Source organism: Geodermatophilus sp. SYSU D00766 (genome assembly GCF_054049915.1).
Map to the genome: position 1 here is coordinate 31396 of NZ_JBJGYI010000007.1, position 25347 is coordinate 56742.

Here is a 25347-nt window from a genome sequence, read left to right on the forward strand (position 1 = left end):
GACGTGCAGCCACCCTCTCAGGAGCGCAGGCGGGGCGCCTCCCTGGGCCTGCCCGGCGACGGTCCGGGGTCACTCGCGCCGTTCGGCACGCGGGTCCTGGCCTTCCTCGTCGACGCGGTCCTCTCCGCCGTCGTCGCCGGGCTGTTCACCGCGCCCGACCTGCCGGGCAATTGGAGCCTGCTGTCCTTCGCCGTCGTCTACGTGGTGTTCCTCGTGGCGGTGGGGCAGACGCCGGGCATGCGCCTGCTCGGGCTGCGGCTGGCCCACCCGCGGCCGGCGGCCCGCCTGGCGCTGTGGCGGGCGGTGGTGCGCACCGGGCTGCTCATGCTGCTGGTGCCCGCCCTCGTCGTCGACGCCGACGGCCGCGGTCTGCACGACCGCGTCACCGACACCGCCGTCGTCCGCGACCGCTGAGGGGCCGCCGGTGATCGTCCGCCGCGAGCGGCCTGCCGACGCCGTCGCCGTCGACGCCGTGCACCGGGCGGCGTTCCCCACCGACGTCGAGGCCCGGCTGGTCGGGGAGCTGCGGCGCGACGCGGGCGTCCTGCCGCACCTGTCGCTGGTCGCCGTCGACGGCGGGGAGGTGGTCGGGCACGTCATCGCCACCCGCGGCCGGGTGGAGCCGGCCGGCGCGCCCGCGCTGGGCATCGGACCGGTCGGCGTGCGGCCCGACCGGCAGCGCGGGGGAGTGGGCACCGTGCTGGTGCACGCGCTGCTCGCCGTGGCCGAGGCGGCCGGCGAGCGGCTGGCCGTCCTGCTCGGGGACCCGGACTACTACCGGCGGTTCGGCTTCCTGCCCGCCGCCGACCTGGGGATCGCGTCCCCCGACCCCGCCTGGGGCGTGCACTTCCAGGCGCGGGCGCTGGCCGACGACGCCCCGCGCGGCACCTTCCGCTACGCCGCGCCCTTCGACCGGCTCTGAGACCCCGCGGACTCCCGGGCATAGGAAGCGATACGCACGTCCAGGCGCCCTGGACGTGCGTATCGCTTCCTATGCCGAGGCTCGCGTCAGCGGCGGCGGACCTGCCGCTGGCTGACCGACATCTGCCGCCCGCCCGGCATCGGGCCACCGGGAACGGGCATCTTCGGGCCGCCCAGGGCGGCCATGCGCCGGCCGAGGGTGTTGACCTCGGCGGCGGAGAGGTTGCGCGGCAGCTTCATCACGTGGGTGCTGAGCTTGCGCAGCGGGACCTGGCCCTCCTCGTCGCCCACCACGAGGTCGTAGATCGGGGTGTCGCCGACGACCCGGGCGATCTTCTTCTTCTCCTGCGCGATCAGGCCGCGGACCCGGGCGGGGGAGCCCTCACCGACGAGCACGATCCCGGGCCGGCCGAGGACCCGGTGGACGGCGTCGAGCTGGGCGGTGCCCGCGACGCCGGCGGTGACCCGCCAGTCGCCGCGCATGCCCTCGAGCACCCACGCCGCGGCGCCGGGCTGGCCCTCGACCTGACGGTAGGCCGACCCCTGCGCCCGCCGGCCGAAGACGATCATGGCGGCGAGCACACCGAGGACGATCGCCAGCGGCAGCATCAGGAACGGCGCGCCGAACAGCACGGCGAGCAGCTCGACGACGCCGGCCACCGCCACGAAGGCGATGAGCATCAGCCACGGCAGCCGTGGGTCGTTCTTCCGGGTCAGCGAGTAGGCCTGCTTGATCATGCGGACCTGGTTGCCGACCCGCTTCAGCCGGCCGACCTTCGGCTGGCCGTCCTTGCCGAGCTTCGGGGCCCGGCCCTTCCCGCCCGCGGCGGTCGCCCCGGCTGCGGTGGCACCCCCGCCCGACCGGCCGCGCCCTGCGGTGCCGGGGCCGGTCGCGGCCTTGCCGCGGCCGGGGGGCGCGGAGGAGTCGGTGGGCTTGCTGCGTGCCATGTCCCCAGGATACGGGCGCGCGGGCGTCCCCCCGGTCAGGCGGCGGGCCGATCAGCCCCGAGGAGCGAGACCGCGTGCCTCGATCGCCTGCTGGTACAGCCGCCCGGCCCGGTAGGAGCTGCGCACCAGCGGCCCGGCCAGCACCCCGGGGAAGCCGATCTCCTCGGCCCGCTGCTGGAAGCCGACGAACTCGTCGGGCTTGACCCAGCGGACGACGGGGTGGTGCCGCGGCGAGGGGCGCAGGTACTGGGTGATGGTCAGCAGGTCGCAGCCGGCCTCGTGCAGGGCCTGCATGGTCTCGACCACCTCGTGCGGCTCCTCGCCCATGCCGAGGATGAGGTTGGACTTGGTGACCAGGCCGGCCTCGCGGGCCGCCGTGATGACCGCCAGCGACCGCTCGAAGCGGAAGCCGGGCCGGATCCGCTTGAAGATCCGCGGCACGGTCTCGACGTTGTGGGCCAGCACCTCCGGCCGGGAGGAGAACACCTCGGCCAGCTGGTCGGGGTCGGCGTTGAAGTCGGGGATGAGCAGCTCGACGCCGCAGCCAGGGACGGCGGTGTGGATCTGGCGCACCGTCTCGGCGTAGAGCCAGGCGCCGCCGTCGGGCAGGTCGTCGCGGGCGACGCCGGTGACCGTGGCGTAGCGCAGCTGCATCGCGGCGACGCTCTCGGCCACGCGGCGGGGCTCGTCGGCGTCGAAGTCGGCGGGCTTGCCGGTGTCGATCTGGCAGAAGTCGCACCGGCGGGTGCACTGGTCACCGCCGATGAGGAAGGTCGCCTCCCGGTCCTCCCAGCACTCGAAGATGTTGGGGCAGCCGGCCTCCTCGCACACGGTGTGCAGGCCCTCGCGGCGGACCAGCGACTTGAGCTCGGTGTACTCCGGGCCCGTCCGCAGGCGGGTCTTGATCCAGTCGGGCTTGCGCTCGATCGGGACCTGGCTGTTGCGCACCTCCAGGCGCAGCAGCTTGCGACCGGCTGGCTCGACCTTCGCGGGGGAGGGGGTGGGGGCCGCCGTCTCGCTCATGACCTGCACGGTACCCCCGGACGCGCACCGCCCCCGCTGCCTGCGGGAGGCAGCGGGGGCGGTGCGGGGACGTCCCGGTGGGGCTCAGGCCTGGCCGGCCGCGGGGCCCGCGGTCGGACCCTCCTGGGCGTTGCCGCCGCTGGTGAACGGCTCGGGAGCGGTCTGCGTCGGGTCGGTGGCGCCGGCGTCGTCGTCGCCGGCCACGTTCTGGGCGTCGCGGATGCCCATGTCGGACTCGGCGGGCGCGGAGTCGCCGGCGACGAACATCGCATCGGAGACGGTCTTGCCGGACTGGTCGTTACTCGGGGAACTGGGCACGGGGTCCTCTCGGTAGCTGGGCACGGGCCCGTCACCGGCGGGGGCCGGCGTCCACGGGTCGTCCTTCTTGCGGCGCAGGACCGCGAACGTGCCCATACCCAGCGCGAGCGCCAGCAGCACCCACGGCCAGCGCCGGCTCTCCGACGCCCCGCCCCGGGCCTTCGCCCGAGCCGCCTTCCGCTTGGCCTTCGCCTTCCCCTTGGCCTTGGCCTTCGCCTTGCCCGTGGCCGCCTTGCGGGTCGTGTCGCGGCCGGCCCGGCCGACGCCGGACACCAGCTCGGCGCGGCGGTGCTCGAGCTCGCCGAGCGCGGTGCCCACCCCGGCGACGACGCTCTCGCGGGCGGTCCCGAGCACGGGGACGACGGTGTCGCGGGCGGCCGCCACCCGGGGCGCGACCTCGGCGGCCAGCGCCGTGCGCGTCGCCGCCTGCACGGCCTCCAGCCGCGGCCCGAGGTCGGCGGCGGTCCGGGCCGCGGCGGTGCCGGCGGCGGCCAGCGCGGCGGTGACCGCGGGACCGGCGGTGTCCCGGGCGGCCACGACCCGCGGGGTGAGCGCCGCGACGGCGGCGTCGACCCGCTCGCGGGCGACGTCCAGCGCCGGGCCGGCGGCGTCGCGGGCGGCGCCCACCCGCGGGGCGAGGGCCTCGCGTGCCGAGGTGACGGCGGGCGCGGCGGCGGCTGCGGCCGCGGCGACCTTCGGGGCGACCGCGACCCGGGCGGCGTCCAGGACCGGGCCGGCCACCTCGAGGGCGGCGTCGACGCGTGGCCACAGGTGCTCCGCGGCGGCCAGGCGGGCCTCGGCGACGGCGGCTCCCAGGTGGGTCAGGCTCTCTTGGAGCTCGGCCCCGATGACCTGGCCGTGGGTCTCGGTCCCGACGACCTGGTCGCGGGACGATGAGCGGAACACGGGATGCACCTCCGGTTGATCGACTCCGGCCATCCTGCCCGCTCGGCCGGATCGGCACATCCCGGGGTGGCGCGCCCGGGCGCCTCGGCCGCGGCGCCGTCATGCGGTGCGGACCAGCGGCTGCCGCTCGGCGGCCAGCCAGCGCAGCAGGTCCCCGACCGGCATGGGCCGGGCGACGGCGTAGCCCTGGGCGACGTCGCACCCCAGTGCGGCCAGCCGGGCGGCGGTGACCGCGTCCTCCACGCCCTCGGCCACCAGGCTCAGGCCGAGGTCGTGGGCCAGCGCCACGGTGTGCCGCACGATCGCCGCGGCGCGCTCGTCCTCGGCGACGTCGGCGGTGAGGCTGCGGTCGAGCTTGAGCTCGTCGGCCGGCAGCCGGCGCAGGTAGGCCAGCGAGCTGTAACCGGTGCCGTAGTCGTCGATGGAGGTGCGCACGCCCAGGCGCCGCAGCTCGGCGAGCACGGTGCGGCCGCGCTCGGGGTCGGCCATCAGGGTGTCCTCGACCAGCTCGAGGGTGAGCGCCGCGGCGGGCAGCCCGCGGTGGGCCAGCTGCGCGGCGACCTTCCCCGGCAGGTCGAGGTCGGCCACGTTCGCGGCCGACAGGTTCACCGACACCGGGACGCGGTGCTCGGCCCACCAGCGCGACACCGCGTCGAGCGACCGCTCGAGGACGGCGTCGGTGAGCGGGCGCAGCAGGCCGGCCTGCTCGGCGGCGGGCAGGACCACGGCCGGCCCCAGCAGCCCGCGGTCCGGGTGGTGCCAGCGCAGCAGCGCCTCGACGCCGACCACGCGGCCGTCGGCCATGGCGACCTGCGGCTGCAGGTGGACGTCGAGCTCCCCGGCCACGAGCGCGGTGCGCAGCTCCTCCATCGTGCGCAGCCGCTCGCCGGAGCCGCTGGTGGGGTCGGGCACGTAGACGTGCACGCCGGTCCGCTCGGTCTTGGCCGCGTACATGGCGACGTCGGCGCAGCGCAGCAGCTCCTGGACGTCGTCGGCGGGCACCGGCGCGGTGGAGACGCCGATGCTCACCCCGACGTGCAGCCGGATGCCGTCGACGGTGAACGGCCGGCGCAGCAGGTCGTGGACGGTGCGGGCGCGCTCGGCGGCGGTGGACAGGCCGGCGTCGGGCAGCAGGACGGCGAACTCGTCGCCGCCGAGGCGGGCGAGGATCTCACCGCGCGCCAGCGCCGGGGCCAGCCGCGGGCCGACCTGGCGCAGCAGCTGGTCCCCGGAGCCGTGCCCGAGGCTGTCGTTGACCTCCTTGAACCCGTCGAGGTCGAGCAGCAGCAGCGCGGCCGGGCGGGCGGTGGTGGCCCCGGCGAGCACGGTGCGGGCCGCCTCAAGCAGGGCGCGCCGGTTGGGCAGGCCGGTCAGCTCGTCGGTGCGGGCCTCCTGCCGGACCGCCGCGAACGAGCGGACCTCGCGGAAGGTGACCGCGGTGCGGGCCAGTGCGGCGAGCACGCAGCCCACGGCCAGCCACCCGGCGCTGCCGGGCAGGTCGTCGCCGTAGCCGGCCGCCAGGACGGCGAGCGCGGCCAGCGTGCCGGCCAGCGGGAGGGCCACCAGCCGCCAGGTGATCCGCACCCCGCCGTCGTCGTCGCGCGGCGCCGGGTCGCCGGTGGTGCGCTGCGCGGCGACCGCGGCGCACAGGACGCCGGCCAGCCAGATCAGCTCCAGCGGTCCGCCGTCGGTGTAGCGGCCGGCGACGCTGAGCGCGAACAGGGCGGCGTCAGCCACGGCGAAGAACGCCACGGCCCCGGCGGCCAGCAGCAGCGTGCGGTCGACGTGCACGCCGAGGATGGCGCACACGCCCGCGACCAGGGCCAGCAGCAGGACGTCGGCCGCCGGCCAGGCCAGCTGCAGCAGCGAGATGTCGCCGTCGGCGCCGAGGAAGGGGCCGAGCACGAAGCCGATGCCGACCGCCGTCGTCCCCAGGGCGACGACGACGCCGTCGAGCCACATGCTGGTCAGGAAGCGGGACACGCGGGCGCGGATGAAGACGAACAGCGCCACGTAGAGGCTGCCGTAGGCGACGGCGACGGATGAGTCGCCGAGCAGCGACGGCGTGGTGCCGGCCTGCCCGGTCTGCAGGATCCGCACGACGTTGCCGAGCGCGCCGACGACGAGCGTGGTCGCCAGCGCCCGCCAGGCCAGGGCCTCGCGCGGCGCGGTGCGGGCGGTCAGCCAGCACGCGGCGCCCGCGGCCAGCCACGGCACGTGGTAGACGACGACGTCGTAGAGGACGTCCCACACCACCCCGCCGGGCCGCGGCCCGATGCCGGTGGTGAACGCGGCCACGCCGAGGACCGCGACCACCAGCAGGTGGTCGCGGGGGCCGGCTCCCGGGGACCGGGGGGACACCGTCGCGGCGCGCACGGGTACTGCATCGGCGGGCAGCGCCCCCGGGTGCACCCCGGCGGCCCCGGTCGACCCCTCCGGGTGAGACGGCGCCGCGCGCTAGGCTGGAGGGGTGACCGGCGGGCGCCTGCTTCTCCGGCCGTGCTGACCTGATCGCGCAGTCAGCACGGCGACCCCTCCTGTGTGAGGGGTTTTTTCGTGTCCGCCGACGGATGACCCCGGGAGCACCTCGATGAGCCAGACGGCGAGCCAGACCACGACCGAGCCTGCCGAGGACGGCGTGCCGCCGCACCGCTACACGCCCGCGCTGGCCCAGCGCATCGAGCTGGCGTGGCAGGACCGGTGGGAGCGGGAGGGCACCTTCCACACGCCCAACCCCGTGGGCCGGCTCTCGGCGGGCTTCGAGCGGGTCGCCGGGCGGCCCAAGTCCTTCGTGATGGACATGTTCCCCTACCCCTCCGGTGCCGGCCTGCACGTCGGGCACCCGCTGGGCTACCTGGGCACCGACGTCACCAGCCGGTTCCGCCGCATGGACGGCGACAACGTGCTGCACCCGATGGGCTACGACGCCTTCGGCCTGCCCGCCGAGCAGTACGCCGTCCAGACCGGGCAGCACCCGCGGGTCACCACCGAGGCCAACATCGCGGCGATCCGCGCGCAGCTGCGGCGGCTGGGCTTCGACCACGACGAGCGCCGCACCTTCGCCACGATCGACCCGGGCTACTACCGGTGGACCCAGTGGATCTTCCTGAAGATCTTCGGGTCCTGGTTCGACGAGCAGGCCGGGAAGGCCCGCCCCGTCGAGGAGCTGGTGGCCGAGCTGGACGCCGGCACGCGCGAGCCGGCGCCGGGGACCAACCCCTCGGGGCGGCCGTGGGCGGAGCTGTCGGCCGTCGAGAAGCGGCAGGTGGTCGACGCCCACCGGCTGGCCTACCGCCACGAGGCGCCGGTCAACTGGTGCCCCGGGCTGGGTACGGTGCTGTCCAACGAGGAGGTCACCGCCGACGGCCGCTCCGAGCGCGGCAACTTCCCGGTGTTCCGGCGCCCGCTGACCCAGTGGATGATGCGGATCACCGCCTACGCCGAGCGGCTGCTGGCCGACCTGAACCGGCTGGACTGGTCGGACTCGGTCAAGCAGGTGCAGCGCAACTGGATCGGCCGCTCCACCGGTGCGCGCATCCGCTTCGCCGCCGGCGACCGCACCATCGAGGTGTTCACCACCCGCCCCGACACGCTGTTCGGCGCCACCTACATGGTGCTGGCACCCGAGCACCCGCTGGTCGGGGAGCTGACCGCCGAGGCGTGGCCCGACGGCACCGACCCGCGCTGGACCGGCGGCGCGGCGACCCCGCGCGAGGCCGTCGAGGCCTACCAGCGGCAGGCCTCGCGCCGGTCTGAGCTGGACCGGCAGAACGAGAGCCGGGAGAAGACCGGCGTGTGGCTGGGCGTCACCGCCGTCAACCCGGTCGACGGCCGCGAGCTGCCGGTCTTCATCGCCGACTACGTGCTGACCGGCTACGGCACCGGCGCGATCATGGCGGTGCCCGGCGAGGACACCCGCGACTGGGAGTTCGCGGAGGCGTTCGGTCTGCCGGTGGTGCGCACCGTGCAGCCGCCGGAGGGCTTCGAGGGCGGCGCGTTCACCGGTAGCGGCGCGATGATCAACTCCTCCAACGAGGAGGTCTCGCTGGACGGGCTGGACAAGGCCACCGCCATCGCCACGATCACCGACTGGCTGGTCCGGCGCGGCGCCGGCGAGGCGACCACCACCTACAAGCTGCGCGACTGGCTGTTCAGCCGGCAGCGCTACTGGGGCGAGCCGTTCCCGATCGTCTACGCCGTCGACGGCGAGGACGCCGGCCTGCCGCGGGCGGTGCCCGAGTCGCTGCTGCCGGTGCTGCTGCCGGAGGTCGACGACTACTCGCCGAAGACCTTCCCCGACGACGACGCCGACTCCGTCCCCGAGCCGCCGCTGTCGCGGGTGACCGAGTGGACGACGGTCGAGCTGGACCTGGGCGACGGCCTGCGGACCTACCGCCGCGAGACGAACACGATGCCGAACTGGGCGGGCTCGTGCTGGTACTACCTGCGCTACCTGGACCCGGGCGACGACACGCAGATGGTCGACCCCGAGCTGGAGCGCTACTGGCTGGGCGCGCAGTCCCCGGGCGACGTCGGCGGTGTCGACCTGTACGTGGGCGGGATGGAGCACGCGGTGCTGCACCTGCTGTACGCGCGCTTCTGGCACAAGGTGCTGCACGACCTGGGCTACGTCTCCAGCGAGGAGCCGTTCCGGCGGCTGGTCAACCAGGGCTACATCTCCGCCTACGCCTACACCGACGCCCGCGGCTTCTACGTGCCCGCCGCCGACGTGGTCGAGGAGGACGGGCGCTTCCTCTACGAGGGCGAGCCGGTCACCCGCGAGTACGGCAAGATCGGCAAGAGCCTGAAGAACATGGTCACGCCCGACGAGATGATCGGGGCCTACGGCGCCGACACCTTCCGGGTGTACGAGATGTCGACCGGCCCGCTGGAGCAGTCGCGGCCGTGGGACACCAAGGCCGTCGTCGGCTCCCAGCGGCTGCTGCAGCGCATCTGGCGCGTCGTCGTCGACGAGGAGACCGGCGCGGTGCGCGCCGACGACTCGGCCCCGTCCGACGACGTGCTGCGCGCGCTGCACCGGGCGATCGCCGGGGTGCGCGACGGCATGGTGACGCTGCGGTTCAACGTGGCCATCGCCCGGATCGCCGAGCTGACCAACGCGCTGACCGCCGCCTACGGGGCGGACGCGCCGGTGCCGCGGGCGGTCGCCGAGCCGCTGGTGCTGCTGGTCGCGCCGCTGGCACCGCACCTGGCCGAGGAGCTGTGGGCGCGGCTGGGCCATCCCGACTCGGTGGCGTGGGCGCCGTTCCCGGTGGCCGACGAGCGGTGGCTGGCCGAGGACACCGTGCAGGTCGCCGTCCAGGTCAACGGGAAGGTGCGGGCGCAGGTGACCGTGCCGGCCGACGCCGACGCCGCGGTGCTGGAGGAGGCGGCGCGGGCCGACGAGCGGGTGGCCGCGCAGCTGACCGGGAAGACCGTGCGGCGGGTGGTGGCGGTCCCGGGGCGGCTGGTCAACTTCGTCGTCGGCTGACGACGGACCCCGTCCCCCTCAGCGCTCGCGGGCTCGCAGGCTCGCCTCGGGACGGGGCCGCGGGTCAGACGGCGGGTGCGAGGGTGAGGACGCGGCGCACCGCGGCCTCGACGGCGTCGACCACCTCGGCGACGGGGACGTCGCGGCCGAGCTCGGCGCTCAGCGAGGTGACCCCGGCGTCGGCGATGCCGCACGGGATCATGTTGGCGAATGCCGACATGTCGGGGTCGCAGTTGAGCGCGAACCCGTGCATGGTCACGCCGCGGGCCACCCGGACCCCGATCGCGGCGATCTTGCGGTCGGGGCCGCGGTCGTCGGCGCGCACCCACACGCCGCTGCGGCCCTCGACCCGCTCGGTGGCGAGCCCCAGCCCGGCACAGACCTCGATGAGCGCCGCCTCCAGCCGCCGCACGTGCGCCACGACGTCGACCGGGTCGGGCAGCGCGACGATCGGGTAGCCGACCAGCTGGCCCGGCCCGTGCCAGGTGATCTTGCCGCCACGGTCGACGTCGATCACCGGCGTGCCGTCGAACGGGCGCTCGTGGGGCTCGGTACGGCGGCCGGCGGTGTAGACCGACGGGTGCTCCAGGAGCAGCAGCGTGTCGGGACCCTCGCCGGCGACCCGCGCGGCGTGGATCTCGCGCTGCCGCGCCCAGGCCTCCTCGTAGGGGACGGTGCCGGCCCGGACGACGTGCAACTCGGTCACGCTCCCCAGCCTAAGCCCGCGCTCAGCGGAGCCTGCGCGGCTCGAGTCGGGTCTCCACGGCCGTGCCGTCGGGTCCGCGCTCGACCCGGTAGGCGGCCGCGCCCGGCCGGTCGGCAACGGCCTCCACCAGGTCGGTGCTCCGGTACACCAGGCCCACGCCGTCGTCGGTAGCGTGCCCGCCGGGCAGCGTCCCGTCGGCCACCAGCCGGTGGTAGAGCGGGCGGCGCTGCTCCTCGGAGTCGTAGTGCACGCCGTTGGACGTCGGGATGAGCCCCAGCCCGTTCGTGACCGGCCGCAGGTCGGGGCCGTAGGAGTCGGTCGTGCCCCCGACGTGCCAGCACAGCGACCCGGCCGACACCCCGCCGAGCACGACACCGGCGCGCCAGCACTCCGCGAGCACCTCGTCGAGGCCGTGCACCCGCCACACCGCCAGCAGGTTGGCCACGCTGCCGCCGCCGACCCACACGACGTCCTGGGCCAGCAGGTGCGCCCGCACGTCGCCGACCGTGGGCATGGGGAACAGGCTCAGGTGGCTCATCCGGACGGCGCTGCCGGCGAAGGCGCCGTAGACGGCGGCCAGCCGCGCGGGGTCGTCGCCGGTGGCGGTGCCGAGGTAGCACAGCCGCGGGTGCTCCGGCGCGCCGGCGAGCTCGACGGCGAGGTCGAACACCGGGCCCGGCGCCCAGTCGTAGGGGCCGCGCCGGCGGGAGTCGAAGCCGATGCTGGTGGCCAGGACGGTGGGGGCGTCGGCGGGCATCAGGCGGCTCCGGTCGCGAGGGCGGGCCGCAGCGCGCGGAGGACGGCCGCGGCGGTGCGCCGGCCGCTGGCCATGGCGCCCTGGATGGACGGGGTGTCGCGGTGGTCCCCGCACACGTACAGGCCGCCGCCGAGGTCGACCGGGCGGCGGTGCCGCAGCGGGGGCAGCGCGGCCGGCTGGGCGCCGGTCACGGTGACCGTGGTCAGGTGCTCGAGGTCGGCCGGGGCCACGTCGTGCAGCCGGGCGACCTCGTCGCGGACATCGGCCTCGCGGGTCGGCGGGAGCGAGTTGCTGGCCAGCAGCGCCCGCCCGTCGGGGGAGTAGCCCGGCTGGGCGTCGGTGAGCACCACGCTGTTGACCAGTCGCCCGCCCGGTGTGCCGAGGACGATGAGCGGCTCGGTCCAGGGCGAGGCCGGCAGCACGTGGTAGTGGGTGGTCACCTGCCGTGGCGCGGCGGCTTCGACGGCCGGGACGAGCCGGGTCGCGGTGCCGGGGTCGGTGGCCACCACGACGGCGTCGGCGCGCACGGGCCCGGCCGCGGTGGTGACCTCCGTGCCGCTCACCGCGGTGACGCCGACGCCGATGTGCACCCGCTCGGCGCCGACCCGGCCGGCCAGCTGCTCGCCGATGGCCTGGATGCCCCGGGCCGGCAGGCCGGTCGCGCCGCGCGCGAAGCTGCGCCACAGCAGGTCCAGGTAGCGGCTCGACGTCTCCAGCCGGTCCTCGAGCAGCACCCCGGCGAGGAACGGGCCGAAGAACCGCTCCAGGGCCACCGCCCCCACCCCGGCCTGCCGCAGGTGCTCGGCGGCCGTGGTCTCCCGCGCGGCGAGCAGGCGGGGGACCGGCCAGTAGCCCGCCCGGGCGGAGAAGGCGGCGATGGCGGCCTTCTCGCGCAGCGACCCGACCGGAGCGCGCAGCGTGTCCGGCAGCGCCGTGGGCACCCGCCGCGGGTCGACCACCCGGTGTGCCCGCCCGCCGGCCCGGACGACCGCGCCGGGCGCGAAGAAGCCCAGGTCGAGCGCGTCCAGGTCGAGGTCGGCGGCGCGGGGGTAGCCGGTGTTGAAGACCTGGAAGCCGCGGTCGACGACGAAGCCGTCGACCCGGTCGGTGGCCAGCCGCCCGCCGACGTGACCCGCGGCCTCGAGCACGTGGACGTCGCAGCCGGCCGCGACCAGCCGGGTGGCCACGGACAGCCCGGCCAGCCCGGCGCCGACGACGACGACCTCGGCGCGGGGAGGTGGTGGCATGGCCCGAACCTAGGTGCAGCGCGGCCCGCGCACCTGTCCGGGCCGGTGGCTGTGGACGCAGCCGGCGCCTGTGGACAGCCGGAGCGGGCCGGTGGCCGGGCGTCCTACCGTCCCGGCCGTGTCCCCGCTGCGCGATGCCGACGACGCCGAGCGTCCCGACCCCGACCCCGACCCCGACGCCGGACCCGGGTCCCCGGCCCCGCCGGTGGTGCCCGGCTACCGGCTCGACCGGCTGCTGGGACGGGGCGGGTCCGGCGAGGTGTGGCGCGCCCACCCCCGCGGCGGCGGCCCTCCGGTGGCGGTCAAGGTGCTCCTCGCCGGGGACGCCGAGCGGCAGGCGCGCGAGGCCGCGCTGCTCGGCGCGCTGGACCACCCGCACCTGGTCCGGCTGCGCGAGGTGGTGCACCAGCCCCGGCGCGGCGGCCCACCCCGGGTGGCGCTGGTCCTCGACCTGCTCGAGGGCGGCAGCCTCGCCGCGCTGCTGGCACGACGCGGCCGGCTGCGTCCGGGAGAGGTCGTCACCGCGCTCGCACCGGTCGCGGCGGCGCTGGCCCGGGCGCACGAGGAGGGGGTCGTCCACGGCGACCTGTCGCCGGGCAACGTCGTGTTCACCGCCGAGGGCCGCCCGGTCCTCACCGACCTCGGTGTGGCCCGCGTCCTGGGGGAGGAGGCGGCCGGTGAGGTGACGCCGGCCTACGTCGACCCCGCGGTGGCGCGCGGCGGTGCCCCCGGTCCCGCGTCCGACGTCTTCGGGGTGGCCGCGGCGGCCTTCCACGCGCTCACCGGTGTCGCTCCCTGGAACGCGGCGACGCCGGCGGACACCCTCCGGGTCGCGGCGAGCGGTGAGCTGCCCGACCTCGCCGCACTGGCGCCGGACGCGCCGCCGGCGCTGCTGGAGGTGGTGTCCCGGGGGCTGTCGGAGGACCCCCACGCCCGCGGGTCGGCCGCGGCGTTCGCCCTGGACCTGCGGCACGCCTGCCGTCCCGAGCCCGTGCGGCTGCCCCGGGCCGGCACCCCCGACGCCGACCTCGCCCGCACCGGCCGGGGACCGCGCACGGAGTTGACCCACCAGGTGCCCGGCCGCCACCGCAGGCCGGCGCCGCGCGAGGTCCGGCCGGCGGGCCGGGGGCTCCGGTGGCCGGGCCGGTCGGCCGTGCGCCGCCTCGGGGCCGGGGTGGGGACGGCGGCCCTGGTCGTCGTGGCGGTCTGGGGCGGCCTCGCGTGGTCGCGGTCCGGGCCCGGTGCCGCACCGGTCGCCGTGGCCGGGGAGTCGACGGTCTCCGCCACCCCGTCGACGTCTCCGGAGCGCGCGGCCGCCCGGCCGGCCTCCTCGCCGCCGGCCTCGACCCCGTCCTCGCCGGTCCCGTCCCTGCCCGTCCCGTCCCCCGCGCCGACCGTGGAGGAGACGGACTGGACGGCGGTGCTCACCGCCCTCTACGAGCGGCGCGCCGAGGCGTTCGGCACGGGGGACGCGGCGCTGCTGGCGGAGGTCTACACCGCCGACAGCCCGCTGCTCGCCGCCGACCGGGCGTACCTGGCGGCGCTGGGCGCGGCGGGGGAGGTGCTGCGCGGGTTCCGTCCCACCGTCGCGCAGGTGGCCGTCACCGGGGTGGCCGGCGCCGACGGGACCGTGCAGGTGCAGCTGCTCGACAGCTGGCCGGAGTGCGCCGTCGTCTCGGCCGCGGTCCCGGACGGCCCGGTGCTGCGCACCGAGGCCGGCCGGGCGCCGGCACGGGTGGAGATGGTGCTGGTGCCCGGCCCGGACGGGTGGCGGATCGGCTCGGCCGGCCGGCTGTCGTGACGGTCAGCCGCGGCCGAGGGCCTCGCGCAGTGCCGACGGGAGGGTGGCGTGGGTGAACCGGTAGCCGGCCTCCTGCAGCCGGGCGGGCACCGCGCGCTGGCCGGCCAGGACGCTGGAGCGCCCGAACTCCCCGAGCACGAGGCGCAGGGCCACCGCCGGCACGGGCAGCACGGCGGGACGGGAGACGGCGGCGGCGAGGTCGCGGACGAACTCGCTGTTGGGCACCGGCGCGGGGCCGGTCAGGTTCACCGGCCCGCTGACCTCGCCGGCCGTCAGCAGGAACCGGATGGCGCCGACCTCGTCGGCCAGGCCGATCCACGGCCAGTACTGCCGTCCCGACCCCATCCGGCCACCGAGGCCGAGGCGGAACACCGTGCCGAGGATCCGCACGAGCACGGCGTCGCGACCGATCACCAGGCCCGTGCGCAGGGTGGCCACGCGGACGCCGGCGTCGGCGGCGGGGCGGGTGGCCTGCTCCCACTGCACGCACAGCCGGGCGAGGAAGTCCTCCCCGGGGCCGGCGTCCTCCTCGACGACGCGGTCACCGGTGTCGCCGTAGTAGCCGACCGCCGAGGCCGACAGCAGCACCCGCGGCCGGGAGGGGTCGGCGGCCGCCGCCGCGGCCAGCGCCTCGCTCACCGTGGTCGTGCTGTCGATCCGGCTGGCCACCAGGTCGCGCTTGTAGCCCGCCGTGAACGGGCGGGGCCGGATGGGCGTGCCGGCGAGGTTCACCACGGCGTCGACGTCCTGCAGGAGCACCGGGTCGATCCGCCGGTGCTGGGGGTCCCAGCGGTGCTCGTCGGCGGTGCGCGGGGTCCGGCGCACGAGGCGGATGACCTCGTGCCCGTCGGTGCGCAGCGCCGGGACCAGCGCCTGCCCGATGAGGCCCGAGGCCCCGGTGACCGCGATCTTCATGACCCTCCTCGTCCCCCGGGCACGGATGTGGCCGGGTCCCGGCGCGGACGCCGGGACCCGACCGGGGACGTCAGGACAGGCCGAGCTCGCCCTCGAACTGACCGGCCTCCAGGCGCTCCTTCACGGTCACGAGGAACCGCGCCGCGTCGGCACCGTCGACGATCCGGTGGTCGTAGGTCAGCGCCAGGTACACCATCGACCGGACGGCGATGACCTCACCGAGGTCGGGGTCCTGCACGACGACCGGCCGCTTCACGACCGAGCCGGTGCCCAGGATGGCCACCTGCGGCTGGTTGATGATCGGGGTGTCGAACAGGGCGCCTCGGCTGCCGGTGTTGGTCAGCGTGAAGGTGCCCCCACCGAGCTCGTCCGGCGTGACCTTGTTGATGCGGGTCCGCTCGGCGAGGTCGGCGATCTTGCGGGCCAGACCCCCGAGGCTGAGGTCGCCGGCTCCGTGGATGACCGGCACCAGCAGTCCACGCTCGGTGTCCACGGCGATGCCGAGGTTTTCGGCGTCGTGGTAGGTGACCGTCCCGGCCTCCAGGTCGACCGAGGAGTTCACCGCCGGGTGGACCTTGAGCGCCTCGACGGCCGCCTTGGCGAAGAACGGCAGGAACGACAGCTTCACGCCCTCGCGGGCCTGGAAGTCCCGCTTCGCGCGGTCGCGCAGCCGGGCGATCCGGGTGACGTCGACCTCGACGACGGTGGTCAGCTGTGCGCTGATCGCCAGCGACTCGACCATGCGCCGGGCGATGACCCCGCGCAGCCGCGACATCTTCTCGGTGCGCCCGCGCAGCGACGGGTCGGGCTGCGCCGCGGGGGAGGGGGCAGCGGGCCGGCCGGCGGCGGGCGCGCTGGGTGCCGCAGCAGCCGGTGCCTCGGCCGGCGCCTCCGCGGGGGCCTTGGCCGACTCCGCGGCGGCGAGGACGTCCTGCTTGCGGATCCGACCCCCGACACCGGTACCCTCGATCGCGGTGAGGTCGACACCGTGCTCGGCGGCCAGACGGCGGACCAGCGGCGTCACGTAGGTGCCACCGCCGTCGGCGGGCGCCGGGGTCGACGCCGGAGCCGGGGCCTGCCCACCGGAGGGAGCCGGGCGCGGCTGGGTCGGCGGGGTGCTGCGCTGCTCGGCGACCGTCTCGGCGGCCCCGGAGCCGTAGTCGGCGCCGGCGGGCACCGACGGCGGGGGCCCGGGAGGAGCGGCGGCCGGCGGCTCCTGGCGCGGTGCCGGCGGCTGCTGCACGGGCGTCTGCTGCTGGGCAGGGGCCTCCTGCGGGGCAGGGGCCTCCTGCGGGGCGGGCGCCTCCTGCTCGGCGGGGGCGCTCGCCGCTGCCCCGCTGCCGATCACCGCGAGCTGCGCGCCGACCTCGACCGTCTCGTCCTCCTGGACGCTGATCGACAGCAGCGTGCCCGACACCGGAGCCGGGATCTCGGTGTCGACCTTGTCGGTGGAGACCTCCAGCAGCGGCTCGTCCGCGGTCACCTCCTCGCCGACGGCCTTGAGCCAGCGGGTCACGGTGCCCTCGGTGACGCTCTCGCCGAGCGCCGGCATCGTCACCGGCGTCCCCTCACCACCACCCTGGCCGCCGCCCTGGCCACCGTCCTGCCCACCGGACGACGGCGCCGCGGCCGCCGGAGCGGGCTGCGGCTCCTCCGACGGGCCGGGGCCCGCGTCCTCCACCTGCTCGGCGGGGGTCTGCGGGGTGTCGGCGTCGTCGGCGGACGCGGGGGCGCCTCCGGCGTCGCCGTCGCCCTCGCCGCCGATGACCGCGAGCTCGGCGCCGACCTCGACCGTCTCGTCCTCGGACACCAGGATCCGAGTGAGCACGCCCGCGGCCGGGGAGGGGATCTCGGTGTCGACCTTGTCGGTGGACACCTCGAGGAGCGGCTCGTCGACCTCGACCTGCTCACCCTCCTGCTTGAGCCAGCGGGTGACCGTGCCCTCGGTGACGCTCTCGCCCAGGGCGGGCATGGTGACGGAGGTCGGCATCGGGAGAGGGCTCCTTCGGGGTCGCGAGGGGAGGGGAGACGGCGGTCGGCGACGCGGGGAGCGGCGTCAGCTGTGGGCGTGCAGCGGCTTGCCGGCCAGCGCGAGGTGGGCCTCGCCGATGGCCTCGCTCTGGGTCGGGTGCGGGTGGATCAGGGCGGCCACCTCGTCGGGCAGGGCCTCCCAGTTGTAGATCAGCTGCGCCTCGGCGATCAGCTCGCCGACCCGGCTGCCGACCATGTGCACGCCGACCACGGGGCCGTCCTTCTGGCGGATGAGCTTGACCGCGCCCTGCGTCTTGAGGATCTGGCTGCGGCCGTTGCCCCCGAGGTCGTAGGTGAGGGTCTCGACGTCGCCGTACTGCTCGCGGGCCTGGGTCTCGGTGAGGCCGACCGAGGCCACCTCGGGCTCGGAGTAGGTCACCCGCGGGACACCCGCGTAGTCGATCGGGACGACCGGCAGCCCGGCGAGCCGCTCGGCGACGAGGATGCCCTCGCCGAAGCCGACGTGGGCCAGCTGCAGGGTGGGGATGAGGTCCCCGACGGCGGAGATGGTCGGGACGTTGGTCTGGCAGTACTCGTCGACCAGCACGAAGCCGCGGTCCATCGCGACCCCGGCCTCCTCGTAGCCCAGGCCCTGGCTGACCGGACCGCGGCCGACCGCGACGAGGACGATCTCGGCCTCGAACTCCTTGCCGTTCTGCAGGCTGACCTTGACGCCGTTCTCGGTGTGGGCCACCCCGGACACCAGGTTGCCCAGCTCGAAGTTGATCTTGCGACGGCGGAACGCCCGCTCCAGCAGCTTGGAGGAGCTCTCGTCCTCCAGCGGCACGAGGTGCTTGAGGCCCTCGATGATGGTCACGTCGACGCCGAAGGACTTCCACGCGCTGGCGAACTCGCAGCCGATGACGCCGCCGCCGAGGATGATCGCCGAGGTCGGGACGCGGTCGAGCGCCAGCGCCTGCTCGCTGTCGATGACGCGGACGCCGTCGAGCTCGACGCCGGGGATGCTGCGGGAGTAGGAGCCGGTGGCCAGCAGGACGTGCCGGCCCTCGTAGGTCTGCCCGTTCACCGACACGGCGGTGGGGGAGACCAGCCGGCCCTCGCCCTCGACGTAGGTGATGCCGCGGCTCTTGACCAGGCCCTGCAGGCCCTTGTACAGCCGCGCGATGACGCCGTCCTTGTAGGCGTTGACGCCGTCCATGTCGATGCCGGCCAGCGAGGTCTTGACGCCGAACTGCTCGCCCTCGCGGGCCTGGTCGGCGATCTCACCGCTGTGCAGCAGCGCCTTGGTGGGGATGCAGCCCCGGTGCAGGCAGGTGCCGCCGACCTTGTCCTTCTCGATCAGGACGACCGACAGGCCCAGCTCCGCCGCGCGCAGTGCGGCGGCGTAGCCACCCGAGCCACCGCCGAGGATGACCAGGTCGGCGGGGGTGGTGGGTGCGCTCACGACGTGCTCCTCGTTGATCTCGGCCTTCCCCGCCGGTGCGGGCGGGGGGATGGTCCTGGCCCATCCTGCCACTCCGGAGAACTGCAGGCCCGGGGCGCCGACCACCGGCCGGGCGCGGGTCGCGGGCGCGACGCCGGCGGCCCGGCCGGCGGGTGCTCAGCGGGTCAGCAGGTCCTCGATGGTGGCCAGCAGCGTGCGGACCGGGACGCCGGTGCCGCCCTTGGGCGTGTAGCCCCACGGGGCGCCGGTGTTGTAGCTCGGGCCGGCGATGTCGATGTGCGCCCAGGGCAGACCGGCGGGCACGAACTCGGCGAGGAAGTGCGCCCCGACGAGCATCCCGCCCATGCGGTCGGCGTTGGCGTTGACGAAGTCCGCGATCGGGGAGTCGATGCCCCGCCGCAGCTCCTCGGGCATCGGCATCGCCCACATCGGCTCGCCGCTGCGGCGGCTGGCGGCCACGACGGCGTCGCGCAGGTCGTCGCTGCCCATGACGCCGGCGGTGCGGGCCCCGAGGGCGACCAGCTGCGCGCCGGTCAGCGTCGAGGTCTCCAGCAGGACGTCGGGGGAGTCCTCGGCGGCACGGGCGATGGCGTCGGCGAGGATCACGCGGCCCTCGGCGTCGGTGTTGGTGATCTCGGCCTTCTTGCCGTTGCGGAAGGTGACCACGTCGGCCGGGCGGTAGGCGGTGCCGCTGGGCAGGTTCTCCGCCATCGGCACGGTGGCGGTCAGCTCCACCGGCAGGCCGAGCCGGGCCACCAGGCAGGCGGTGGCGATCACGGCGGCGGCGCCGGCCATGTCGCTGGTCATGTGGTGCATGTTCGCGGCCGGCTTGATCGACAGGCCGCCGCTGTCGAAGGTGATCCCCTTGCCGACCAGGGCCACCTTCTTCTGCGCCTTCCGGTGGCGGTGGGTCAGCCGCAGCAGCCGCGGGCCGCGCGCGGAGCCCCCGCCGACGGCGAGCACGCCGCCGTAGCCGCCGGCGGCCAGCTCCGCCTCGCCGAGCACCTCGACCGACAGGCCCGCGGCCTTGCCGGCCGCCGCGCCGCGGGCGGCGAACTCGGCCGGGTAGAGGTCGTTGGGCGGGGTGTTGACCAGGTCGCGCACCAGGGCCACCGCGTCGGCGACGGCACGCACCCGGTTCAGCGGCGCCTTGGCCGCGCCGGCGTCCGGGACGACGACGGTGATCTCGCGCGGCGGCGTCGGCCGGTCCGCGGGCAGGTCGGAGAGGTAGGCGGTGAACTCGTAGGCGCCCAGCAGCGAGCCCTCGCCGACGGCGTGCAGCCGCTCGGCGTCCGGCGTGCCGCCCACGGCCGCCAGCAGGGTGACCACCGAGGCGCGGCCGGCCAGCGCGCGGCTGGCGGCACCGGCGGCGCGGCGGACCGCCTCGGCGGAGTACCCACCGGCCGCCTCCGGGGCCCCGAGGCCGACGGCCGCCACGACGGGGAAGGGGCCCTGGCCGAGGCTGGCGACCCGGGTGACCTCGTCCGCGGCCCCGCGGGCCCCGAGGTCGGCCAGCGCGGGCAGCAGCCGGCCGCCGAGCAGGCGGTCGACGGCCTCGGCGCCGGGGGTGGGCAGCAGGCCGGAGGCGCCCTTGCCGACGCCGACCACGACGGCGTCGGCGGAGGTCTTCTCGAGCGGGCGGTCGGTGGCGGTGATCGTCGGCGGCACCGCTGCATCGTAGGGGGCACCGTCGGCGGGGTCGTGAGGACGGCGAAGGAGTCGGCGGGTGGGCGTCGCTACGGTGCGGGGGTGACCGCGCGGACCTCGCCCCTGCACGACCGGCACGTCGCGGCCGGCGCCAAGCTGGCCGACTTCGGCGGGTGGTCGATGCCCATCGAGTACGCCGGCGGCGGCGTCCTCGCCGAGCACGCCGCGGTGCGCGAGGCGGTGGGCCTGTTCGACGTGTCCCACCTGGGCACCGGCACGGTGCGCGGCCCGGGCGCCGCGGCGCTGGTCGACGCCTGCCTGAGCAACGACCTCTCGCGCATCGGCCCGGGGCAGGCGCAGTACACGCTCTGCTGCGTCCCCGACGGCGAGCCCGACGCGGGGGGCGTCGTCGACGACCTGATCGTCTACCTGCACGGGGACGACGACGTCCTGCTCGTGCCCAACGCGGCGAACGCGCAGGAGGTGCTCGCCCGGCTGGCCGACGCGGCGCCGTCGGGGGTGACGGTGACCGACCGGCACGAGGAGGTCGCCGTCCTGGCCGTGCAGGGGCCGCGCTCGGCCGCCGTCCTGGATGCCGCCGGGCTGGCCGCCGACCTGTCCTACATGGCCTTCGCCGGCGGGGAGGGGCAGGAGGTCACCGTCTGCCGCACCGGCTACACCGGCGAGCACGGCTACGAGCTGCTCGTCGCCGCCGACCGCGCCGGCGAGCTGTGGGACCGGCTGCTGACCGCCGGCGCGGCCGAGGGGATCCGCCCGTGCGGCCTCGGCGCCCGCGACACGCTGCGCACCGAGATGGGCTACCCGCTGCACGGCCACGAGCTGTCCCGCTCGATCACCCCCAACCAGGCGCGCAGCGGCTGGGCGGTGGGCTGGCGCAAGCCGGCGTTCTGGGGGCGGGAGGCCCTGCTGGCCGAGAAGGAGGCCGGTCCCGCGCGGCTGCTGTGGGGCCTGCGCGCCCCCGGCCGCGGCATCCCGCGCCCGGGCATGGCGGTCCTCGACGACGGCGGGGCGCGGGTCGGCGAGGTCACCAGCGGCACCTTCTCGCCCAGCCTGCGCACCGGCATCGCGCTCGCCCTGCTCGACACCGCCGCGCAGCCCGCCGAGGGGACCGCCCTCGCCGTCGACGTCCGGGGCCGCCCGCAGCCGGTCGAGGTGGTCAGGCCGCCGTTCGTGCCCTCCCACGTGCGGTAGCGGACCGGCTCACGCCTTCTGCTTCGACTCCTTGGTCGGCTCCGGCGGGTCGGGCAGCGAGTCGGCCACGGTGGCGTTGCGCTGCCCCATCGGCACCGGCTCGCCCTCGGTGGTGTCCTCCGCCGTCTGGTGCTCGGCCTCGGAGTTGATCTCCGCGCCGAGCAGCACCAGGTAGCAGGTCAGGTACAGCCACAGCATCAGCACGATCACGCCGGCGATCGCGCCGTAGGTCCTGTCGTACGAGCCGAAGTTGTTGACGTAGAAGCTGAAGCCGAGGCTGACCAGCGCCCAGATGACGGTGACGACGATCGCGCCGAGGCTCACCCACTTGAGCTGCGGTGCGTCGCGGTCGGGCGCCACCCGGTAGAGCACCGCCAGCGAGCCGGCGAACACCCCGAGCAGCAGCACCCAGCGCACGACCTGCGCCAGGACCGTGCCGACGACGCCCAGCGGCAGCGAGTCGAGCACCGCCGGGACGACGGCGACCAGCGTGAACGTCACCAGCACGAACACGATGGCGCCAAGGGTGAGCCCGAGCGCCATCGCCTTACGCTTGACGAAACCGCGGGTCTCCACCTCGTCGTAGGCGATGTTGACCGCGGTGATCACGTTGCCGGTGCCGCCGGACGCGGACCACAGCGCCGCGAGCACGGAGACCACCAGCGACACGGACAGCGCGCCGCCGCTGTTCTGGGTGATCGAGGTGAGCTGGTCGCCGATGAGGGCGGCCGCCTCGTCGGGCAGCTGCGCCGAGAGGCTCTCGACCTGCCGCGCGACGGTCTCCGGCGAGGCGACCAGGCCGTAGATGGAGATGGTCGCGATCAGCGCCGGGAAGATCGCCAGGAAGGCGAAGAACGCGACGCCGCCGGCGATGATCGGCATGTTGTCGGCGTTGTTCTCCGCCCACGCCCGCTTGACGACCTGCTTCCACCCCCGCGCCGGGATCTGCGTCGGCGACTCGGCGTGCACGCCGGGCAGCTGCGCGGCGCCGGGGCCACCAGGTGGCACCCGGCCGGGATCGGAGGGGCCCTCACCGCGGGCGGCCCGCTCCTCGGCCTCCCGGGCGGCCGCGCGGCGGGCCGCCTTCTCCTCCACCCGCTGCCGGATCCGGTCGACGGCGCTGTCGCGCTCCCTCGTCCCGGCCATCTGCGTCCCTCCCGTCGACGTCGCGCGCCCGTGCCGTCCGTCAGTCGCCCGGCCAGGTGCCGGTCAGCTTGGTGAAGGTGCGTGCCCCGAGCCGGTCGATGGTCGCCTTCGTCGCGGCGAAGATGGCGCCCTGGATCGCCGCGGCCAGCACGACCTCGCGCATGCGGTACTCGCTCTGCAGCGCGTCGGGGGCGTCCTCCTCGCCGGAGACCCGCTTCCAGACCTGCTTGAAGATCGCGCCCGAGACGACACCGGCGAGGATGCCGGCGCCGAGGCCGACCGGGCGGTAGACCAGCTTGGCGCCCTTACCGCTCACCTGCGCACCTTCCCCTTCGCCGCCCCGCTCTTGGCGATGCCCTTGCCCGTGGCCTTGGTGGAGGTGGCCTTGGTGGAGGCGGCCTTCGTCACGACGGCCTTCTTCGCGGCGCCCTGCGCGAGGGCCCGGCGCCGGGCGTCCCGGGCGACGGCCCGCTGCGCGCGGGCGGTCTCCCGCGCGGCCTGCGCGCGGGCGCGCCGGGCCTCCGCGCGCGCCTGGGCCAGCGCGGCGCCCGTCGCGGTGGAGACGGCCGCGGCGCGGCGGCGCTTGCGCCGGCGGCGCCAGGTCAGCAGGCCGACCAGGCCGGCGAGCGCGGCACCGGCGCCGATGACGGCCGGCGGGCTCTCCCGGTAGGTCTCGACGGCGGTGTCCTTGGCGCGCGCCGCCCCCTCCTTGGCCCGCGCGGGGACGTCGAGGCGGGCGCTGAGCTCGTCGACGGTGCGGCCGAGCTGCTCGCGGGTCGCCTCGATCTCGGCCTTGATGGCGTCGGGGTCGGCGGGGCCGGTGGCCCCGGAGTCCGGCCCGTCGGGGCGGGAGCTGCCGGACGGGGTGCTCATCGGCGCGCACTCTCCTTGACGGTCGCGATGTCGGCCTTGGTGCTCGCGATGGCCTCGGTGGGCACCGGCGGGGAACCCTGCTGGACATCCTTTTTCCCGATCAGCGCGAGCACACCGGCGACGGCGAGCAGCACCACGGCCACGATCAGGGCGGCCAGCCAGGCCGGCAACACCACGTCGAGGGCGAGGACGGCGGTGGCGACGAGCACGCACAGCCCCAGGAAGCCGAACAGCCCCGCACCGCCGAAGAGACCGGCGCCGACGCCCAGGCGCTTGGCCTTCTGCGTCATCTCGGCCTGCGCCAGCCGGGCCTCGTCGCGCACCAGGCGCGAGACCTGCTCGGTCAGCTGGCTGATCAGCTGCCCGGTGGAGGCGTCCTCGGTCGAGGGCGGTGGCGGGGTGGCGCGCGAGGCGCCCCCCGTGGTCGGCACGGTCATCGGTCCTCCGGTGGGCACGGGTGGTCGGACCTCCCATGCCCTCGCCGGCCGGTCCCGACACCCGGTGACCGGTCACACCCCGGACACGGCCGGCCTCACTAGCCTCCGTCCATGACCTGGACCTGGCGGCTCGAGGACCCCGACGGCGCGACCATCGACCCCGCCGCGCTCGGCGTCGAGGTGCCGCGCTCGGACAACCAGGGGGACGCCGAGTCGTGGCTGGGGGAGAACTGGCGCGACCTGCTCGCCCGCGGCGTGGCGACGGTGTCCCTCTTCGACGGCGACCGGAAGGCCTACGGCCCGATGGGCCTCGCCCCGGCCTGAACCTCACCTCGACGTCGAGGGTCAGGCCGGGGCGGCGGGGATCACCCTCGAGAGGTCTTCGCGGGGTCCCGCTCGACGACGTCGCCGAGGACCTCGTCGATCCGGGCGAGGACGTCGGCCTCGAGCCGGACGCCGGCGGCCTTCACGTTGTCGTGCACCTGCTCGGGCCGGGTCGCGCCGATGATCGCCGCGGCGACGTTCTCGTTCTGCAGCACCCACGCCACCGCGAGCTGCGCCATGGACAGCCCGAGGTCGTCGGCGACCGCCCGCAGGTCCTGCACCCGGGTGAGGACGTCGTCGGTCATGAACTGCCGGATGAACCGGCCGGCCTCCGGGTCGGTGGCGCGGCTGCCGGCGGGCGGCTGCTCACCCGGCCGGTACTTGCCGGTGAGGACGCCCTGGGCGAGCGGCGACCACACGATCTGCGAGACGCCCTCGCGCTGCGACGTCGGGACGACCTCCTCCTCGATGACCCGCCAGAGCATCGAGTACTGCGGCTGGTTGCTGATGAGCTGGACGCCGAGGTCGCGGGCCAGCGCCGCGCCGGCGGCGATCTCCTCGGCGCGCCACTCCGACACCCCGATGTAGAGCACCTTGCCCGCCCGCACCAGGTCGGCGAAGGCGGTCATGGTCTCCTCCAGCGGCACCGTCTCGTCGTAGCGGTGCGCCTGGTAGAGGTCGATGTGGTCGGTCTGCAGCCGCCGCAGCGAGGCCTCGCAGCTCTCCTGGACGTGCTTGCGGCCCAGACCGCGGTCGTTCGGGCCGGGGCCGGTGGGCCAGTAGACCTTGGTGAAGATCTCCAGGCCCTCGCGGCGGGGGGGGGGGGGGGGGGGGGGGGGGGGGGCCGGGGGGCGGGGGGGGGGGGGGGGGGGGGGGGGGTGGGTGGGGGGGTTTGGGGGGTCGTGCGGGGGGGCGGGTCGGGGGGGTGCGGGGGGGGGGGGGTCGGGCGGGCGGTGCGCGGGTAGCCCCTCGCCCCGCCCCCCGGCCCCCCCCGCCCCCCCCCCCCCCCCCCGCGGCCGAGGACCGCCTCGGCGCGGGTGCCGGCGTAGACGTCGGCGGTGTCGAAGGTCGTGATGCCCGCGTCGAGGGCGGCGCGCACGCAGGCCTGCGCGGCGTCCTCCTCGACCTGGCCACCGTGGGTGAGCCAGTTGCCGTAGGCGATCTCGGAGATGGTCAGGCCGGAACGGCCGAGGCGTCGGTACTCCACGTGACCCGACGCTAGCCCCGCGGCGCCCCGCC

22 protein-coding genes and 1 pseudogene are annotated in these 25347 nt (G+C 76.0%); 6 read left to right on the plus strand and 17 right to left on the minus strand.

Annotated elements, in window-relative coordinates; all coding sequences use genetic code 11:
• Positions 1 to 3: 3 nt before the first annotated feature.
• Complete coding sequence (locus tag ACI8AD_RS08180) at positions 4 to 414, plus strand: RDD family protein (protein ID WP_456870034.1); 411 nt, start codon at positions 4 to 6, stop codon at positions 412 to 414.
• Between the two features lie 10 nt (positions 415 to 424).
• A complete protein-coding gene (locus ACI8AD_RS08185) occupies positions 425 to 922 on the plus strand; it encodes a GNAT family N-acetyltransferase (protein ID WP_456870035.1) in 498 nt (165 codons plus the stop codon).
• Positions 923 to 1008: 86 nt separating this feature from the next.
• Here ACI8AD_RS08185 and ACI8AD_RS08190 read toward each other — a convergent pair whose 3' ends face one another.
• The 4 genes from ACI8AD_RS08190 to ACI8AD_RS08205 all read right to left on the minus strand — a co-directional run bounded on the left by ACI8AD_RS08190 (position 1009) and on the right by ACI8AD_RS08205 (position 6492).
• Entirely contained in the window at positions 1009 to 1869 is an 861-nt protein-coding gene (locus tag ACI8AD_RS08190) for a DUF4191 domain-containing protein (RefSeq protein WP_456870036.1), read from the minus strand.
• Positions 1870 to 1920: 51 nt separating this feature from the next.
• Complete coding sequence (gene lipA / locus ACI8AD_RS08195; protein WP_456870037.1) at positions 1921 to 2892, minus strand: lipoyl synthase; 972 nt, start codon at positions 2890 to 2892, stop codon at positions 1921 to 1923.
• Between the two features lie 84 nt (positions 2893 to 2976).
• Positions 2977 to 4116: a hypothetical protein gene (locus ACI8AD_RS08200; protein ID WP_456870038.1), complete on the minus strand. Its 1140-nt coding sequence runs from the start codon at positions 4114 to 4116 to the stop codon at positions 2977 to 2979.
• A 99-nt stretch (positions 4117 to 4215) separates the two neighbouring features.
• Positions 4216 to 6492: a putative bifunctional diguanylate cyclase/phosphodiesterase gene (locus tag ACI8AD_RS08205; RefSeq protein WP_456870039.1), complete on the minus strand. Its 2277-nt coding sequence runs from the start codon at positions 6490 to 6492 to the stop codon at positions 4216 to 4218.
• A 214-nt stretch (positions 6493 to 6706) separates the two neighbouring features.
• Here ACI8AD_RS08205 and leuS point away from each other — a divergent pair, with 214 nt between their 5' ends.
• Positions 6707 to 9607 carry a leucine--tRNA ligase gene (gene leuS, locus ACI8AD_RS08210; protein ID WP_456870040.1) on the plus strand — a complete coding sequence of 967 codons (2901 nt, stop codon included), beginning with the start codon at positions 6707 to 6709 and terminating at the stop codon, positions 9605 to 9607.
• Between the two features lie 64 nt (positions 9608 to 9671).
• On the opposite strand, the gene lipB is transcribed toward leuS, so the two are convergent.
• From lipB to ACI8AD_RS08225, 3 genes are read right to left on the minus strand one after another with little or no spacing between them, the layout of a single operon-like run.
• On the minus strand, positions 9672 to 10313 hold the full coding sequence (gene lipB / locus ACI8AD_RS08215; RefSeq protein WP_456870041.1) for a lipoyl(octanoyl) transferase LipB: 642 nt from the start codon (positions 10311 to 10313) through the stop codon (positions 9672 to 9674).
• Positions 10314 to 10335: 22 nt separating this feature from the next.
• Positions 10336 to 11070, minus strand: coding sequence for a Type 1 glutamine amidotransferase-like domain-containing protein (locus tag ACI8AD_RS08220; protein WP_456870042.1), 735 nt, complete (start codon positions 11068 to 11070; stop codon positions 10336 to 10338).
• The gene (locus tag ACI8AD_RS08225) at positions 11070 to 12317 is read right to left on the minus strand and encodes an NAD(P)/FAD-dependent oxidoreductase (protein ID WP_456870043.1); all 1248 of its coding nucleotides are present in this window, start codon (positions 12315 to 12317) and stop codon (positions 11070 to 11072) included. The genes ACI8AD_RS08220 and ACI8AD_RS08225 overlap by 1 nt, the downstream gene beginning before the upstream one ends.
• 118 nt (positions 12318 to 12435) lie before the next feature.
• Here ACI8AD_RS08225 and ACI8AD_RS08230 point away from each other — a divergent pair, with 118 nt between their 5' ends.
• Positions 12436 to 14118, plus strand: coding sequence for a serine/threonine-protein kinase (locus ACI8AD_RS08230; protein ID WP_456870044.1), 1683 nt, complete (start codon positions 12436 to 12438; stop codon positions 14116 to 14118).
• A gap of 3 nt (positions 14119 to 14121) precedes the next feature.
• On the opposite strand, the gene ACI8AD_RS08235 is transcribed toward ACI8AD_RS08230, so the two are convergent.
• From ACI8AD_RS08235 to ACI8AD_RS08250, 4 genes are all read right to left on the minus strand, one after another.
• On the minus strand, positions 14122 to 15033 hold the full coding sequence (locus ACI8AD_RS08235; protein WP_456870045.1) for a TIGR01777 family oxidoreductase: 912 nt from the start codon (positions 15031 to 15033) through the stop codon (positions 14122 to 14124).
• 70 nt (positions 15034 to 15103) lie between these two features.
• The gene (gene sucB, locus ACI8AD_RS08240; protein ID WP_456870046.1) at positions 15104 to 17023 is read right to left on the minus strand and encodes a 2-oxoglutarate dehydrogenase, E2 component, dihydrolipoamide succinyltransferase; all 1920 of its coding nucleotides are present in this window, start codon (positions 17021 to 17023) and stop codon (positions 15104 to 15106) included.
• A 66-nt stretch (positions 17024 to 17089) separates the two neighbouring features.
• A complete protein-coding gene (gene lpdA / locus ACI8AD_RS08245) occupies positions 17090 to 18469 on the minus strand; it encodes a dihydrolipoyl dehydrogenase (protein ID WP_456870047.1) in 1380 nt (459 codons plus the stop codon).
• 156 nt (positions 18470 to 18625) lie between these two features.
• The gene (locus tag ACI8AD_RS08250) at positions 18626 to 20137 is read right to left on the minus strand and encodes a leucyl aminopeptidase (protein WP_456870048.1); all 1512 of its coding nucleotides are present in this window, start codon (positions 20135 to 20137) and stop codon (positions 18626 to 18628) included.
• Between the two features lie 81 nt (positions 20138 to 20218).
• On the opposite strand from ACI8AD_RS08250, the gene gcvT reads away from it, so the two are divergent.
• Complete coding sequence (gene gcvT / locus ACI8AD_RS08255) at positions 20219 to 21328, plus strand: glycine cleavage system aminomethyltransferase GcvT (RefSeq protein ID WP_456870049.1); 1110 nt, start codon at positions 20219 to 20221, stop codon at positions 21326 to 21328.
• 9 nt (positions 21329 to 21337) lie between these two features.
• Here the strand turns inward: gcvT and ACI8AD_RS08260 are convergent, their stop codons facing one another.
• From ACI8AD_RS08260 to ACI8AD_RS08275, 4 genes are read right to left on the minus strand one after another with little or no spacing between them, the layout of a single operon-like run.
• Positions 21338 to 22474, minus strand: a complete 1137-nt coding sequence (locus ACI8AD_RS08260) for a YihY/virulence factor BrkB family protein (protein WP_456870050.1) — start codon at positions 22472 to 22474, stop codon at positions 21338 to 21340.
• A gap of 40 nt (positions 22475 to 22514) precedes the next feature.
• A complete protein-coding gene (locus ACI8AD_RS08265) occupies positions 22515 to 22790 on the minus strand; it encodes a DUF4235 domain-containing protein (RefSeq protein WP_456870051.1) in 276 nt (91 codons plus the stop codon).
• Positions 22787 to 23347: a DUF3618 domain-containing protein gene (locus ACI8AD_RS08270; RefSeq protein ID WP_456870052.1), complete on the minus strand. Its 561-nt coding sequence runs from the start codon at positions 23345 to 23347 to the stop codon at positions 22787 to 22789. The genes ACI8AD_RS08265 and ACI8AD_RS08270 overlap by 4 nt, the downstream gene beginning before the upstream one ends.
• Complete coding sequence (locus tag ACI8AD_RS08275) at positions 23344 to 23784, minus strand: phage holin family protein (RefSeq protein WP_456870053.1); 441 nt, start codon at positions 23782 to 23784, stop codon at positions 23344 to 23346. The genes ACI8AD_RS08270 and ACI8AD_RS08275 overlap by 4 nt, the downstream gene beginning before the upstream one ends.
• Positions 23785 to 23895: 111 nt before the next feature.
• Here ACI8AD_RS08275 and ACI8AD_RS08280 point away from each other — a divergent pair, with 111 nt between their 5' ends.
• Positions 23896 to 24108 (plus strand): hypothetical protein, encoded by a 213-nt coding sequence (locus ACI8AD_RS08280; protein WP_456870054.1) that lies wholly within the window; start codon positions 23896 to 23898, stop codon positions 24106 to 24108.
• 41 nt (positions 24109 to 24149) lie between these two features.
• Here ACI8AD_RS08280 and ACI8AD_RS08285 read toward each other — a convergent pair whose 3' ends face one another.
• Together ACI8AD_RS08285 and ACI8AD_RS08290 are read right to left on the minus strand one after the other, a co-directional pair.
• Positions 24150 to 25211: an aldo/keto reductase gene (locus ACI8AD_RS08285; protein ID WP_456870142.1), complete on the minus strand. Its 1062-nt coding sequence runs from the start codon at positions 25209 to 25211 to the stop codon at positions 24150 to 24152.
• Positions 25181 to 25315: pseudogene (locus ACI8AD_RS08290) on the minus strand (aldo/keto reductase); the annotation flags it as partial. The pseudogene ACI8AD_RS08290 and the gene ACI8AD_RS08285, both read right to left, overlap by 31 nt.
• Positions 25316 to 25347 lie beyond the last annotated feature (32 nt).